Annotated in this window: 13 protein-coding genes; 11 read left to right on the top strand and 2 right to left on the bottom strand. The window is 64.0% G+C overall.

Annotation, left to right across the window (positions count from 1 at the left end; all coding sequences use genetic code 11):
• Positions 1 to 23: 23 nt before the first annotated feature.
• Positions 24 to 653 carry a phosphoribosylglycinamide formyltransferase gene (gene purN / locus M9890_03400; protein ID MCO5176008.1) on the top strand — a complete coding sequence of 210 codons (630 nt, stop codon included), beginning with the start codon at positions 24 to 26 and terminating at the stop codon, positions 651 to 653.
• Position 654: 1 nt separating this feature from the next.
• On the opposite strand, the gene M9890_03405 is transcribed toward purN, so the two are convergent.
• Complete coding sequence (locus tag M9890_03405) at positions 655 to 1,017, bottom strand: PspC domain-containing protein (protein ID MCO5176009.1); 363 nt, start codon at positions 1,015 to 1,017, stop codon at positions 655 to 657.
• A gap of 144 nt (positions 1,018 to 1,161) precedes the next feature.
• Between M9890_03405 and M9890_03410 the strand changes: the two genes are divergently transcribed.
• The 8 genes from M9890_03410 (at position 1,162) to M9890_03445 (ending at position 12,473) form a co-directional block, all read left to right on the top strand.
• Positions 1,162 to 2,295: a Gfo/Idh/MocA family oxidoreductase gene (locus M9890_03410; GenBank protein MCO5176010.1), complete on the top strand. Its 1,134-nt coding sequence runs from the start codon at positions 1,162 to 1,164 to the stop codon at positions 2,293 to 2,295.
• 68 nt (positions 2,296 to 2,363) lie between these two features.
• Complete coding sequence (locus M9890_03415; protein ID MCO5176011.1) at positions 2,364 to 3,464, top strand: alanine racemase; 1,101 nt, start codon at positions 2,364 to 2,366, stop codon at positions 3,462 to 3,464.
• A gap of 73 nt (positions 3,465 to 3,537) precedes the next feature.
• The gene (pepF, locus tag M9890_03420) at positions 3,538 to 5,355 is read left to right on the top strand and encodes an oligoendopeptidase F (GenBank protein MCO5176012.1); all 1,818 of its coding nucleotides are present in this window, start codon (positions 3,538 to 3,540) and stop codon (positions 5,353 to 5,355) included.
• Between the two features lie 141 nt (positions 5,356 to 5,496).
• Positions 5,497 to 8,115 (top strand): hypothetical protein, encoded by a 2,619-nt coding sequence (locus tag M9890_03425; GenBank protein MCO5176013.1) that lies wholly within the window; start codon positions 5,497 to 5,499, stop codon positions 8,113 to 8,115.
• Between the two features lie 64 nt (positions 8,116 to 8,179).
• On the top strand, positions 8,180 to 8,791 hold the full coding sequence (locus tag M9890_03430; GenBank protein MCO5176014.1) for a hypothetical protein: 612 nt from the start codon (positions 8,180 to 8,182) through the stop codon (positions 8,789 to 8,791).
• A 55-nt stretch (positions 8,792 to 8,846) separates the two neighbouring features.
• Positions 8,847 to 10,415, top strand: coding sequence for an acyl-CoA carboxylase subunit beta (locus M9890_03435; protein ID MCO5176015.1), 1,569 nt, complete (start codon positions 8,847 to 8,849; stop codon positions 10,413 to 10,415).
• Positions 10,412 to 10,582, top strand: a complete 171-nt coding sequence (locus M9890_03440; protein ID MCO5176016.1) for a hypothetical protein — start codon at positions 10,412 to 10,414, stop codon at positions 10,580 to 10,582. Before M9890_03435 ends, M9890_03440 begins: the two co-directional genes overlap by 4 nt.
• A 148-nt stretch (positions 10,583 to 10,730) precedes the next feature.
• On the top strand, positions 10,731 to 12,473 hold the full coding sequence (locus M9890_03445) for a carbamoyl phosphate synthase (protein ID MCO5176017.1): 1,743 nt from the start codon (positions 10,731 to 10,733) through the stop codon (positions 12,471 to 12,473).
• Between the two features lie 28 nt (positions 12,474 to 12,501).
• On the opposite strand, the gene M9890_03450 is transcribed toward M9890_03445, so the two are convergent.
• Entirely contained in the window at positions 12,502 to 12,747 is a 246-nt protein-coding gene (locus M9890_03450) for a hypothetical protein (protein ID MCO5176018.1), read from the bottom strand.
• A gap of 342 nt (positions 12,748 to 13,089) precedes the next feature.
• Here M9890_03450 and mraZ point away from each other — a divergent pair, with 342 nt between their 5' ends.
• Together mraZ and rsmH are read left to right on the top strand one after the other, a co-directional pair.
• Positions 13,090 to 13,518, top strand: a complete 429-nt coding sequence (mraZ, locus tag M9890_03455) for a division/cell wall cluster transcriptional repressor MraZ (protein MCO5176019.1) — start codon at positions 13,090 to 13,092, stop codon at positions 13,516 to 13,518.
• 111 nt (positions 13,519 to 13,629) lie between these two features.
• The gene (rsmH, locus tag M9890_03460; protein ID MCO5176020.1) at positions 13,630 to 14,577 is read left to right on the top strand and encodes a 16S rRNA (cytosine(1402)-N(4))-methyltransferase RsmH; all 948 of its coding nucleotides are present in this window, start codon (positions 13,630 to 13,632) and stop codon (positions 14,575 to 14,577) included.
• Positions 14,578 to 14,814: the final 237 nt, after the last annotated feature.

The raw sequence follows: 14,814 nt of genomic DNA on the forward strand, positions 1-14,814 counted from the left end.
ACGGAACGTGAGTGGGCGGGTGGATGGCTGAAGACCGATTGCGCGTGGCGGTGCTGTTGTCCGGCTCTGGTCGGACGCTGGAGAACCTGATTGCGCTGCGAGATCTCGGAGAGCTGGCGATCGACATCCCGATCGTCATCTCCTCGCGCTCGACGGTGCGTGGCGTTGAGGTTGCTCGTGCTGCCGGGATCGAGACGCACGTCGTGTCGCGGCGGCAGTACCAGACGCCGGCCGAGCTCAGCGTCCGTATCGCCGCGCTGTTCGCGCCACATCAGGTTGAGCTGATTGTGCTGGCCGGGTTCCTCTCGCAACTCGACATCCTGCCGGAATGGGAAGGGCGGATGATCAACATCCACCCTTCGCTGCTACCTTTGTTTGGCGGTCATGGTCTGTATGGTGGTCGCGTTCACGAGGCGGTGCTGGCGTCCGGTATGAAGGTGTCCGGGTGCTCGGTCCATTTCGTGAATGCGGAGTACGACTCCGGCCCGATCATCCTGCAACGCTGCGTACCGGTGGCTGAGGACGACACGCCCGAATCGCTCGGCGCGCGTGTCTTTCAGGCCGAATGCCAAGCCTATCCCGAAGCGATTCGCCTGTTTCAGGCCGGGCGCTTGCGGATTGACGGTCGACGCGTGCACGTGCTGGATGCCTGATCTAGCCGAGGCGTCCGGTGAATTCCTTGACCTTGGCGACCAGCTTGTCGGACGCGGACTTCAGGTCTTCGACTGCTTCGTCAACGGTGTGCTTGGCTGCGTCACGCGGCTCCATGACCATACCCGCGTCCGACGGCATGACGATCGCAAGAACGATATAGAGCACAATCGTGGTGCCACCCAGAACAACACCGATGGCGAAGATCAGCCGCAGGATTGTTGGGTCAATGTCGAAGTGCTCGCCAAGTCCGCCGCAGACACCCATTAGCATTTTGTTCGATGAGCTACGGTGCAGGCGCTTCGGACTGGATGATGAGGGACCGGGTGTTGGAGCATCAACGCTCGGAGGTAGCTGCTCGTCCAAGGGTTCCTCCTATTCAATGTACGTTTAGATGATACAACCGCAGAACCAGTTGGCTGTGGTTGCGCCTCGGCATGGTCGGATGTATACGTTCCCGAAGGCAGAGAGTAGGGAATGCCCCATGATGCAGCGGAATGAGAGCCGCTTGTGAGCCTTTCGGGACAGATGACTCCCGGTACCGTCGTCAGGCGGCCGCTGGAGCGCGAGACGATCAGGGTTGGTGTAGTTGGAGCCGGATTCGGAGCGACTGTGCACGTCCCTGCCCTGCGTCGCGTGCCAGGCGTGGATGTCGTCGCGATCTGCAGCGCACACGCCGGGCGAGCGCGAGACGTCGCGTCCGACCTGGACATACCGACGTCGTTTACCGACTATCGCGAAATGTTCGAGTCCGGCTCGATCGACGCAGTGACGGTGGCCTCGCCTCCGCATCTGCACCACCCGATGGTGCTGGCGGCCTGCGATGCCGGCTTGCACGTGCTATGCGAGAAGCCGATGGCGCGCAGCGTCGCCGAGGCGCGCGACATGTTGCGCATGGCTCGTGAAGCCGGCATCTGCCACGCTGTCGCACACCAGATGCGCCATGATCCGGCCCGACGTCGGTTCAAGGATTTGTATGACGAGGGGTTCATTGGCCGGCTGCATTCGGTGTCGGTCGTGGTCTTTCGCGCGGCGCTTTCTGATCCTGGCCGGCGGACACCGGCCTGGCTGGCCGACGCGTCCAGCGCCGGTGGTGTGCTGTCGGCGATCGGGTCGCACTACATTGACGCACTGCGTTGGTGGTTTGGTGACATTCACTGGGTTGCTGGTGCCGTCGAGACCGCCGTGCCGGAGCGCGCGATCAGTGGTCGCGAAGGCCAGGTAGCCGTGGACGCCGACGACAACACCGCGTTCGTCGTCCGTTTTGCCAACGGTGCGATTGGCTCGGTGCATATCTCGTACACGGCTGCCGCCGAGGTGGGCGAGCAGATCCTCGCCACCGGCAGTGACGGTGTGCTGATCATCCAGGACAACGGCAAGCTCTTCGGCGCGCAGCACGGCGCACGCATCGAGAATCTGATGCCGGCCTACATGCCGGGCAGCGGCAACCGCACCGGCTCGGCGCGGCACATTCGCGGGTTCTCAATCCTGGTTGGCGAGTGGGTGCTGGCGATGCGCACCGGCACCGAGGCCGAGCCGTCGTTCGACGACGGTGCCAAGGTCCAGGAGGTGCTGGACGCGGTGTCGCGGTCGCAGCAGCTCAGTCGCTGGATCGATCTCAGTGGAAACAAGTGGCCGGTCTGACAGCCGGAAATGCACCTGATCGGTGGCAATAGTTGGCGAGCGCTGCTCGCTGAATGAGGAGCGTGAGAATGGGATACCGAGACGAGCTCGACACCCCGGCACTGGTCGTGCACGAGGAGATTCTTCAGCACAACTTGAGCCGCATGGCGGATTACGCTGCATCGAAGGGCATCGCGTTGCGTCCGCACTTCAAGACGCACAAGACAGCTGCGATTGCCGAACTGCAGAAGCAGGGCGGGGCGACCGGCATTACCTGCGCGAAGCTCGGCGAGGCTGAGGCGCTCGCTGATGCAGGTGTCTACAACGACTTCTTCATCGCCAACCAGATCGTTGGGCCGATCAAGCTGCGTCGCCTCGTTGCATTGATGGATCGCGCCAAGGTTCGCGTGGCCGTCGACACGCCCGAGGTTGCTGCTGGTCTGAACTCTGCGATGGGCGATGCGGGAAAGACGCTCGACGTCATTATCGAGCTGAACACCGGCCAGGATCGTGCCGGTGTCAAGCCGGGTGACGAGGCGTTGCGCCTGGCTGAAACCATCCGCGCCGACATGCCGAATCTGCGTGTCATCGGGCTGATGACGCACGAGGGTCAGGTGAACTCGACCGACGGCGTCGAAGGGATGACCGAGACGGCGCTCTCGGCCGGCCACGCGATCATCGACTCGGCCGAACTGCTGCGCGAGCACGGCTTCGACATTCAGGTCGTCAGCGTCGGCTCGACGCCGGCGGCGTTTACGACGACGACGATCGACGGTGTCACCGAGATGCGGCCCGGCACCTACGTGTTCAACGACCGGGCCTACCTGCGCTTCGGACTCAGCCCGGACGACTGCGCGATGCGTATCCTCGCGACGGTGACGAGCCGCCCGGCACCGGATCGCGCGATTGTCGATGCCGGGTCCAAGACGCTGACCAGCGACATGGCCCCCGGTGCGGCAGGTCACGGACTGATCGTTGACTACCCGGAGGCGGTGATCGTGCGCATCAGCGAAGAGCACGGCGTCGTCGAGCTGCCGCCGTCTGCGCAAGGACTCAAGGTTGGCGACAAGGTCGAGATCATCCCGAACCACGTCTGCCCGACCGTGAACCTGCAGGACGAGATGTATGTCGTCCGCGACGGTGAGGTTGTCGAGACCTGGCCGGTCATTGCGCGCGGCAAGATACGCTAGCACATATGCCAATTCCCGCTCCGACACGTAGATGCGGTTGGCAGGAGCGGGCAATCAGTAAGACGGAGGAATCATGCCCAACTCGACCCTGCCGAAACGATCCGAGGTAGCACCCGAGCAGACATGGGATGTCGAGAGTATCTTCGCCACTCCGTCCGACTGGGAAGCTGCATTCAACGCTCTGGCAAGCCGTCTCGGCGAACTGGATGAGTTCCGCGATCGGCTCGGCGAATCAGCTGCGACGTTGTATGCGGCGATCCAGCGCCTTGAGGACCTGATGAAGGCAGCCTGGGAACTGGAGCTGTACGCGCACATGCGTGTTGCCGAGGACGCGACCAATCCGGCCTCGCTCGCACTCGGTGATCGCGCCGACGGCATGTTCGCGCGCGTTGAGGCGGCGGCAGCGTTCGTCGAGCCAGAGATTCTGGCAATCGATCCCGAGACGCTGGCGTCATGGGTTGCGACGGACGACAACCTGAAACCGTATACGCACTACTTCGACAAGCTTGGACGGCGGCGTGATCACGTCCGCTCGGCTGAGGTCGAGCAGGTGCTGGCGATGGCGAGCGAACCGCTCTCCGTCTTCTCGTCGGTGCGCATGGCGCTCGCTGAAGCTGATCTCAAGCTCGGGTCAATCGATATCGGAACTGGTGAGACGGTCGAGCTCGGTCAGGGCAACCTCGACTCATTCATCCACAACGCCGACCGGAAGATCCGCCAGGCTGCCTGGGAGACATCCGCCGACGCCTACCTGTCGATGAAGAACACGTTTGCCGCCAACTACTCCGGCGCGGTCAAGCAGGCGGTGATGATGGCGCGGGTGCGGAACTACGACACTGCGCTGGAGGCGTCGCTGTCACCGAACGCCATCCCGCTGGAGGTCTTCCACAATCTGCTGGATACGGTCTGGAAGAACTTCCCGACCTGGCAGCGCTACTTCAAGGTGCGGGCGAAGCTGCTCGGTGTCGAGCAGGCGCACGTCTGGGACATTTCGGAGTCGCCATTGCAGCCGGTCGGCGCGCCACCGCAGCGCAAGATCACGTTCAACGAGGGCATCGACATCGTCAGCGCGGCGGTCGCGCCGCTCGGCGAGGAGTACGTTCGTCAGGTCCAGCAGGGCATCGAGTGCCGCTGGGTCGATTACGCCGTGAATGCCGGCAAGGTCGGCGGCGCGTTCTCGACCGGTATGCCCGGCCATCACCCATTCATCATGATGAGCTGGCACGACGATCTGGGCAGCGTGTCGACGCTGATTCACGAGCTGGGCCACTCGCTGCACTCCTACTACACCTGGGAGACGCAGCCGCTCGCCTATGCCAACTACAGCATGTTCGTCGCCGAAGTGGCGTCCAACATGAATCAGGCGCTGATGGGCGCGCATCTGCTGGAGACCGTCGACGACCCGCACTTCCTGACAACCGTGATCGAGGAGCGCATGGGCAACAACCTGCGCTACCTGTTCACGATGCCGATTCTGGCGAAGTTCGAGCTGGAGACGCACACGCTGGTTGAAAACGGCGAGGCGCTGACGGCAGACGGCATGATCGACCTGATGGCGGACCTATACGCGCAGGCATACGGCGATGCCGTCGTGCTCGACCGGCCGCGCTCTGGCATCACCTGGGCACGGTTCCCGCATCTCTTTGCGAACTTCTACGTCTTCCAGTACGCGACCGGTATCGCTGCGGCTGCTCAGCTCGCGCAGCAGGTGCGCGAGGGCGGACCGGAGGCAGCCGCGCGCTACATCGAGTTCCTCAAGACCGGCGACGGTGCGTATCCGGTCGAGGCGCTGAAGCTGGCCGGCATCGACATGAGCACGCCCGCGCCAATTCAGGCTGCGTTCGATATTCTTGCCAGTTACGTGGATCGACTGGAGCAACTTGTGGGGTAGTGGCGCAAGTGGCCCTCAACACCGCCCAAAGGGCACCCGGCCCCCTCTCCCAACGTTGGGAGAGGGGGTGTTTTTGTAAATGCAAGCAATTGTTGATCTATGATGTTGGACATCGTGGATTAGTGGGGTGGAGGTGCAGGGGTGAGCGCGCGGCGGGTTGTCGTTGGGGTCTTGAGCGCTGTGCTGCTGTGCACGGCTATGTTGCCGACGGTTGGCTTTGGCGGTGTGGCATCGGCTGAGGCCGGCGAGGTTGTTGCGGCGTCGGGGATGATGGCGCGGACTGATGGCGAGTGGCTGGTCTGGGTTGAGGGCAGCGGTACAGCGTTCGAGGCATCGGCGCGGCTCTGGGCGCGGCGGGTGGACGGCGGCGAGCCGGTACTGCTGACTGAGTCGCTGAATGCACGCGGCTGGCCGTCGATCGATCGCGGGGTGGTTGTCTGGCTGGAGAATCGGCCAACTCGTGAGTGCCCTGTCTGCCGCGCTGCGATTGTCGGGCGCGATCTGGCGAGCGGGCGTGAGTTCGTTGTTGCCAACGATGTCGTGCTGGGCGCGCTGTATCAACCTTCCATCTCCGGCAATCTGGTGGTCTGGGCGACGACCGATACGGTCTGGATGCGTGACATCGCTTCGATGAGTCCGGCTGAGATTGTGGCGACGACGAACGGCGAGAGCTGCTACCAGCGGTTTGCGCCGGTGGTGAGCGGCGACCGCGTTGTCTGGATGGAGTGCTACGAGCCGGAAGTTCCCGACCCGAATGCCTACCCGAACTACCGCATTCTGACAAAGCGCTTCGGTGAGGCGTCTGCCACGGTTGCATTCGACGAGCCGGGCAATCCGACCGGCTTCGATCTCGATGGCGACCGGCTCATCGTGGCCGGCACGTTTCTCGATATCACGCTCATCGACGTTGCCAGCAGTGCCAGCCGAGTCATCGGTCAGGGGCGGCATCCGACGCTCGACGGCGAGGTTGCTATCTGGGAAGCGCCGCAAGCGGGACAGGTTGATCTCAAAGGATTTGACCTCGCGGCGAATGCAGCGGTGGATATTGACACGTCCCACACCTTCAACCTGCGGCCGGATGTTGCCAATGGTGTGCTCATCTGGCAACAACCTGACGCTGACATCTTCGGCGCTGATCAGCCGGGGCTGCTGCGCGCCGCGCGTGTCAGCGATGTGCTGATTGCTCCGACGTTCGGTACGTGGATCACAACGATCAAGTCCGCAGGTTCGGGGTACGCGACGGACGGTGAGTGGGTGATCTGGACGCAGCCGGCGACGGACGATTTGCACGGCCCCAGCGCCATCTTCGGCGCGCGCCTCGCGGATCGCCAGTTTGTTTCGGTCGCGACCGGGCCGGGGAGTGCGGGCATCATCGGAATTGATGACGGCGTTGTGGTCTGGCGTGAGCTGACGACGTGGGCGGATGGCTGTGCTGCCCATCTCTGCCTGCGTATTCTCAGCAAAGATCTGCGCAGCGGTGTTGTGACGAAGATCGACGCGGCGCAGGGTGATGTGACGCTGCCGATTGGCGGGCTCGTCTATCGCGCCGGTCGGCTCGTCTATGTTGAGCAGCATGATGGCGAGTGGCGGCTGATGTTGCGTGATCTCGTGGCTGGTGCGGAGCCGGTTCTGCTGGCTGTCCTGCCGGACGAACTCAACGACCCGAGCGGCGTCGTGCATCTCTCGAACCTGATGTTCGACGGCCAGCGCCTTGTCTGGAGTGTCAACGACGGGCCAGCGCCGCCGTTGGTGGCAGGCTCGTCGACGGTGTACACGATGCTGGTCAGCGAGAGCAGTCCGGTGGTCGTCTCTGTTGGTGTGCTTGTCTCCGACATTGCCGTGTCCGGGGATGAAGTCATCTATCGCGAAGCGAAGACCGGCGCGATCGTCTCCTGGTCGGCGACGGACGGCTCGGTCGTGGCGCTCGGCGAGAGCGATGCGAGTTGGCTGAGCGCAGACGCGCAGTACGTTTTCTGGGCGCAGCGCGGTCGTGGCGTTGTAGGTGTCGATCTGGTGAACTGGAGCCGCTTCGATGCGCCGGGAGCGCCGACCTGGTTCGCATTGCAGGATCGGACGGTTGTCTCGGACATGGTGATCGGCGACGATATGCGTGAGGTGCACGCATTTCCCCTGCGGCAACTGCTTCCGACTGCACCGCGAGCCGAGTCACCGTCAAACCCGAACGTGACCTGGCATCCCGAAACCGGGCACGGTGTCGGCTGGGGGTTCCGCGACTTCTGGGAGGCAAACGGTGGGTTGCCGGTGTTTGGGCATCCACTGACCGACGAGTTCACTCAGGCGCTCAACGAGGGCGACGGGCGTCCGGCGCAGTTCTTCGAGCGCCAGCGATTTGAGTGGCATGCCGAGAACGTGGGCACGCCGTACGAGGTGCTGCTGGGTCGGCTCGGCGCGGAGCTGCTGGTGAGTCAGGGGCGCGACTGGCGCGATCTGCCGCAAGCTGATCCGAGCGCACCACACTATCAGCCGGCCACTGGCCATGCGATTGACGAACGATTCTGGGCGTACTGGTCTGGCCACGGGCTGGATCTCGGCGACGCGGGCGTTTCGTTCCGCGAGTCGCTGGCGCTCTTCGGCTATCCGCTGACTGAGCCGATGCTCGAAACCAATGCCGACGGCGACACGGTGTTGACGCAGTACTTCGAGCGCGCCGTGTTCGAGTGGCACCCCGAAAACCCGGCGGAATGGCAGGTTCTGCTGCGCCGCCTTGGGGCTGAGGAGGTTGCTCAGCGCGGCTGGTGAGCGGCCTGCCGGCGCGGCGCTTCCTGGTCATGCGGAGTACGATCGAGCGGAAGGGAGTGCTGCAATGGCTGAGACACTGACTCGCAACTCCGATGACGGCGTGTCGCTCGGGCGTGCCGGAGCGTTGATCGGGATACTGGCCGGTGGCGGGCTGGGTTCGCTGCGGATGCTGCTTGATGGTTCGCCGGAGGCGTTCGGTCTGGGCAATGTCGCGTTCCTGCTCACCTTCGTCTTGCCGTTTGTCCTTGCGCTGAGTGCGCTGCGTCTGGATCGCTCGACGATGCGAGCGGCGATCTGGCTTGGAAGCGGCGCGTTGGGCATCGCCGGGTCGGTGATTGCGTTCTCCGGTGTGAGTCTGGTGCTGCTGATCCCCGGCGGCCTGCTCATTGCTGCGGCAATCGCGTCGTTGCGCGTCACCGATACCTCGCCGGAGTGGCCGGTGGTGCTGATTCCGATCTGGCTCTTCGTCATCGGCGTCTCAGCGTTCCTCGTCCTGTTCATGAACGACGACCCGCACTCATGGAGCACCCCGAACTCCTCGCACAGTTCGAGCGACTACATCACCGTCGCCGAAGGCGCTACGAGCCTGGCGATCTGGGCCGCTGGGCTGATTGTGCTGGGCACGGCGATCTGGCTCTGGTCGCTGGCCGCACAGCGGAGAGACGCTACGCGCTGACGATGGCTGCTAGACTCTGGACTGTTGATCTCAGCGGGACCGGGGAGTAGTCAGCGTGGTGCAAACACCGGAAGAAACCGGCTCTCCTTCGCGAGCCGGACAGTACATCGAGCGGCACGACGAGCTGGAGCGCCAGAGCGCGACCGCTGCCGAAAAGCAGGCAGGGCGCGGCAAGCTGTCGGCGCGCGAGCGCGTCGAGCAGTTGCTCGATCCAGATTCGTTCGTTGAATATGACGCCTTCGTCCAGCATCGCTCGACCTACTTCGGCATGCAGGAGCGTCGGCCGTACGGCGATGGCGTCATCACCGGCGTCGGCAAGATCGACGGCCGCGATGTCGCCGTGTTCTCGCAGGATTTCACCGTCTTTGGTGGCTCGCTCGGTGAAGCGTTTGCCGAGAAGATGGTCAAGATCATGGATCTGGCGCTGAAGATCGGCTGCCCGATCATCGGCATTAACGATTCGGCCGGGGCGCGCATTCAGGAGGGCGTTGAGGGGCTGGCCGGGTACGGCGAGGTCTTCTGGCGCAACGTACAGGCCAGCGGCGTCGTGCCGCAACTCTCGATCATCGCCGGGCCGTGCGCAGGCGGCGCGGTCTATTCCCCGGCCATGACCGACTTCGTCTTCATGGTGCAGGACATCTCGCAGATGTTCATCACCGGTCCTGATGTCATCAAGACCGTTACCGGCGAGGACGTCACCCACGAGCAGCTGGGCGGCGCGATGACGCACAACTCAGTCTCCGGCGTCGCGCATTTCGTGGGACACGATGAGGCTGACACGTTCGACCTCGTCCGGGCGGTGCTGTCGTACCTGCCGTCGAACAACCTCGATCGACTACCGACCTACGCGCCGAGCGACGATCCCGAGCGTGAGTCGCCGGAGCTTGATTCGATCGTCCCGGAAGAGTCGACCAAGCCATATGACATGCACGATGTCATCCAACTGGTCGTCGACGATGGCGAGTTCCTGGAAGTGCAGCCGCTCTGGGCCGGCAACATCCTGATCGGCTTTGCTCGGCTGAATGGCTCGCCGGTCGGGATTGTGGCGAACCAGCCGCGGGTGCTGGCCGGGACGCTCGACATCGACGCGTCGGAGAAGGCCGCGCGATTCGTGCGCTTCTGTGATGCATTCAACATCCCGCTGGTGACGTTCGAGGACGTCCCTGGCTTCCTGCCGGGCGTCAATCAGGAGCACAGCGGCATCATCCGGCACGGCTCGAAGCTGCTCTACGCATATTGCGAAGCGACGGTGCCGAAGCTGACGGTCATCACGCGCAAAGCGTACGGCGGTGCCTACGTCGTCATGAACTCGCGCTCGATCCGCTCCGACTTCAGCGTCGCCTGGCCGACTGCGGAAATCGCCGTCATGGGCTCTGAGGCAGCCGTCCGTCTGATCTCACGCCGCGAGATCGCCGCGGCTGACGACCCCGCTGCGAAGGAGCGCGAGCTGATCGCTGCCTATCGCGAGCAGTTCGCCAGTCCGTGGCAGGCAGCCGGACGAGGATACATCGAGGCCGTCATCCCGCCGCGCGAGACGCGCCGCCAACTCATCCGTGCGCTGGAGATGCTGCGCAACAAGCGCGAGGATCGCCCGAAGCGCAAACACGGGAACATCCCGCTGTGAGCCGCGACCCGCACGACGGCGAATTGTCCGAAGAGGTCGTCGCCGCCATCGTCGCCATCCTCGCGCGCCTAACTGCCGAGGCTGATGATGACGAGCCGGATGTTTCCGCGTGGGCGCGGTCGGGGCGTGTGGCCTGCGACTGGCGCGGCGATGGGGAGTGGGGCTGACCTCACCCCCCCCGCCCCCTCTCCCGTGGGGAGAGGGGGAGATTGAGAATTGAGATACTGCAATTGCCATTGTTCGTATTGGCGACTAGCTAACATGAAACTTGACACCCCTTCTCCTCCGAGGAGAGGGGGCCGGGGGGTGAGGTCCATGCGCAAGGTGCTGGTGGCGAATCGGGGCGAGATTGCGATTCGGGTGATGCGGGCTTGCCGTGAGGAGCGACTGGCCAGCGTGGCGGTCGTATCGTCCGGCGAGGGCGATCCGCGTCATGCGCGCTACGCCGATGAGGCCGTTACGCTCGATTCGACGCACCCGCTGCCGTATCTCGACATTGACGCCATCCTCCGCGCTGCGACCGCGACTGGCGCGGACGCGATCCATCCCGGCTATGGCTTTCTGGCTGAGAACGCCGGGTTCGCGCAAGCCTGTGCCGATGCCGGGTTTGTGTTCGTCGGTCCAGCGCCGTCGGCGATTTCGACGATGGGCGACAAGGTGCGAGCGCGTGAGGCTGCGCTGGCGGCTGGCGTGCCGGTCGTGCCGGGGACCGACGGCGAGGTCGATGCTGCCGGGGCGCGCGCGTTCGGCGATGAGATCGGCTACCCGATCGCGATGAAGGCGACGGCCGGCGGTGGCGGTCGCGGCTTCCGCGTCGCCTGGTCTGCGGACGAGGTCAAGGATGCCTGGAATGGTGCGAGCGGTGAAGCGCAGCGCTACTTCAGCAATCCCGCTGTCTACGCCGAGCGCTACTTCGATCATCCGCGCCATATCGAGATTCAGGTGATGGCCGATGCGCACGGGAATGTTGTCGGGCTGGGTGAGCGCGATTGCTCGATACAGCGGCGACATCAGAAGCTGGTTGAGGAGAGCCCATCACCGGCAATCGACGCGGCGATGCGCGCGGCGATGAATCAGACGGCCGAGGGGCTGGCTCGGGCAGTTGATTACGTTGGCGCAGGGACGCTTGAGTTCCTGGCGCAGGACGGCGAGTACTTCTTTCTTGAGATGAATACCCGCATTCAGGTTGAGCATCCAGTGACTGAACAGGTCACCGGCATTGACCTTGTGCGCGAGCAGTTGCGAGTGGCGGCCGGCAAGCCACTGTCGTTCGCCGCCGCACCGACGCTGTGGGGCCACGCGATCGAGTGTCGGATCAACGCCGAAGACCCGGCGGCTGATTTCAAGCCGACGCCCGGACCATTGAGAGCGTTCCGGCGGCCAGATGGGTTTGGCGTTCGCGTCGATACTGGCTTCGACGAGGGCGGCGAGATCGACCCGCGCTTCGATTCGCTGATCGCCAAGCTGATCGTCTGGGGGCGCGACCGCGACGAGGCGCTCTCGCGGCTGGGTCGGGCGCTAGAGGATTTTCAGGTCGAAGGCGTCGCGACGACGATCCCGCTCTTTCGTTCGCTGATCCGGACGCCGTGGTTCGCCGACGGCGACTACAACACGCGCTCGCTGGAGCAGTCGGGTCTGGCGGCGCGGCTGGCACCGTTCCAGATGCCGGAGCCGGTCGAGCAGGACGGCGCGGTACTGACGGTCGAGGTGAACGGCGCGAGCTATCGCGTGCGCCTGCCGGAGGGACTGAGTGTCGCTGCAGGTGGTCGCGCGGCGCGGCAGCCAGCACGGCGCAGCTCGGGCGGCGGCGCGGTTGTCGCGCCGACCGGCAATGCGCTGCGTAGCCCAATTCAGGGCACGGTGCTGTCTGTCGCGGTCGAGCCGGGCGCAACGGTCGAGCGTGGACAGCTCATCTGCGTCATTGAGGCGATGAAGATGGAGAACGAGATCACGGCCCATCAGTCGGGCGTCGTGACCGAAATCGGCGTGCAGGCCGGGGAGACGGTCCAGCCAGGCGCGACTGTGGCGGTTATCGAGCCGCAGGTGGCAGCGGAGTAGCGCGCGTCCGGCGACGGTTTCAGCGCAATCAGGCCGCTTCCTGAGTGGGTGAGCGCTCCAGTTCGGCGTCTTCAGCGGCTCCAACATAGATCGTGTTGACCGCGACGTGCGCTGCCGGTCGGACATCCATCTCTTCAATATCCACGAGCTGCGACGGATTAACCAGCGCAATTGCCGGTAGTTGCCCGCGCTTGCGCTCATAGCGTCGCGCCGCAGCTGCGATCTTCTCCTGCATCGTCTTCTTCTTGTCAGGGTCATACCAGCCAAGAAACATGTGCAACTCCTTTCAATGCTCATTGTAACAGAACATATGTTCTATACAAGTGAAGCAAATATGCGTACGTACGCGGAATCCGTAAGTCGAAGATGCGAGGCCTGTGTGGTTCGATCGCCGTCTCGGGATTGCCCGACGCCGAGCGCACGAACGAAAGCCGGGGTCGTCAGCGACGAGCGCCGCCGCGAGGGCAAAAGCGGGGCTGGATCTTGTACGTACACCCCGTTCGTGTCATACTGTGGACAACTGTGGGGGAAAGTGGGGATAAGTGGGGTGGTTTGTGGATAACTTCCACCCTGGCGTTGGACGATTCGGTACGTGACGGGATGAGGCAGGCGACCGGTGTTTCTCGGACGTCACCAGCACAATCTCGATGATAAGGGGCGACTGGCGTTGCCCGCCAAGTACCGCGACCAGTTGCAGGACGGTGTCGTCCTGACGCGCGGTTTCGACCGCTGCCTGCTGGTCTATCCGATGGCTGCCTGGATTCCGCTCGCCGAACGTGTTTCTGCATTGTCGATTGGCGACCCGGATGGCAGAGTTCTACGCCGCATGCTGTTTGCGAACGCGGTCGACGCCCAGCTCGATCGGCAAGGTCGGATCCTGATTCCGTCTGAGCTACGAGACCATGCCGGGCTGGAGCGCGAGGCGGTTGTCGCGGGCATGCACACGTTTCTTGAGATTTGGTCGCCCGACGAATGGGCCGGGCAGGACGAGCTGGTCGAGCGCGATGGGGCGTCGATCGCTGAGCGGTTGGCGGCGCTCGTCTAAGTACTGCGTCGCGGTCTCGTTGCAGGCGGGACGCGACAAAGAAGCATGAATGTGTACGACCTTGATCCTGACACGATCCAGCCGGGTGCGGCTGGGGCGGGCGAGTGTTTCTTGCCGTCTGAACCTGTGACGCAGAGTCACATCAGCGTGCTCGCTGACGAAGCTGTCGATGCGCTCGCCATTCGGAGCGACGGCGTCTACATCGATGGCACGTTCGGCGCGGGCGGTCACGCGCGGCGGATTGCTGAGTGCGTCGGAGATGCCGGGCGCGTTATCGGGATCGACCGCGACCCGGATGTTGCACCGTTCGCCGATGCCCTTGCAGCGGATTTCCCGGATGTCTTCACGTTCGTGCCTGGCTCACATAGTGAGGCAGCCGCAATCGCCAACCGTCTCGGATTCGCGTCGGTCGATGGCATCTTGCTCGACCTCGGCGTGTCGTCGATGCAGCTGGATCGGGCGGATCGCGGGTTCAGCTTTCAGTCCGATGGGCCGCTGGATATGCGTTTCGACCCGACGCGCGGCGCGAGTGCCGCCGAGCTGATCGCGACAGCCGACGAGGCCGAGCTGGTGCGGATTCTGTTCGAGTACGGCGAGGAGTCGAAGGCGCGTCGGATTGTGCGGGCGATCGTCGCCGAGCGTGAGCGAGGGCCTATTGAGACAACTGCAGCGCTGGCCGGGTTGGTCGAGCGCACGATCGGCCGACGGCCCGGCACGCGCATTCACCCAGCCACGAAGACATTTCAGGCGCTCCGCATTGCAGTGAACGACGAGCTTGATGAGGTCGAGAGCGGCGTTCAGGCCGGTATCGACCTGCTGGCGACCGGCGGCCGCATGGCTGTCATCACGTTTCACTCGCTTGAAGACCGGATCGTGAAGCGTGCCTTTGCCGATGCAGCGCGCGGCTGCATCTGTCCGCGGGATGTGCCGGTCTGCGTCTGCGGCCGAGTACCGACCGTCCGCCTCGTCGGCAAGGCGATCAAGCCGAGCGCCGATGAAATCGCCGCTAACCCGCGCTCGCGCAGCGCGAAGCTCCGCGTCGTGGAGCGTCTGCCATGAACCGTACGCAGCAGACGACAAGCTGGACGCCGGTCGAGACTGAGTCGCCTCCAATCCCCGAACGACCTGCTCCGCTGAACGCGCGTCCACGGCGGGTCAACAACATGATGTTCGTTGACCATCTCGATCGTTGGGCTGCTCTATCACGATCCAGACCAGCCACGTCGCAAAGGCTCGGCTTCGCGAGTCAGCCGACTGGAGCGTAGCGCATGAACGCGCTGGAAAATCAGCGCGTTA

It is taken from the genome of Thermomicrobiales bacterium (assembly GCA_023954495.1).
GTDB lineage: Bacteria > Chloroflexota > Chloroflexia > Thermomicrobiales > CFX8 > JAMLIA01.

Excerpts from the sequence above, each read along its gene's own strand:
- purN (MCO5176008.1), top strand. The coding sequence starts at position 24 with ATGGCTGAAGACCGATTGCGCGTGGCGGTGCTGTTGTCCGGCTCTGGT.
- M9890_03415 (MCO5176011.1), top strand. The coding sequence starts at position 2,364 with ATGGGATACCGAGACGAGCTCGACACCCCGGCACTGGTCGTGCACGAG.
- pepF (MCO5176012.1), top strand. The coding sequence starts at position 3,538 with ATGCCCAACTCGACCCTGCCGAAACGATCCGAGGTAGCACCCGAGCAG.
- M9890_03430 (MCO5176014.1), top strand. The coding sequence starts at position 8,180 with ATGGCTGAGACACTGACTCGCAACTCCGATGACGGCGTGTCGCTCGGG.
- M9890_03445 (MCO5176017.1), top strand. The coding sequence starts at position 10,731 with ATGCGCAAGGTGCTGGTGGCGAATCGGGGCGAGATTGCGATTCGGGTG.
- M9890_03450 (MCO5176018.1), bottom strand. The coding sequence starts at position 12,747 with ATGTTTCTTGGCTGGTATGACCCTGACAAGAAGAAGACGATGCAGGAG.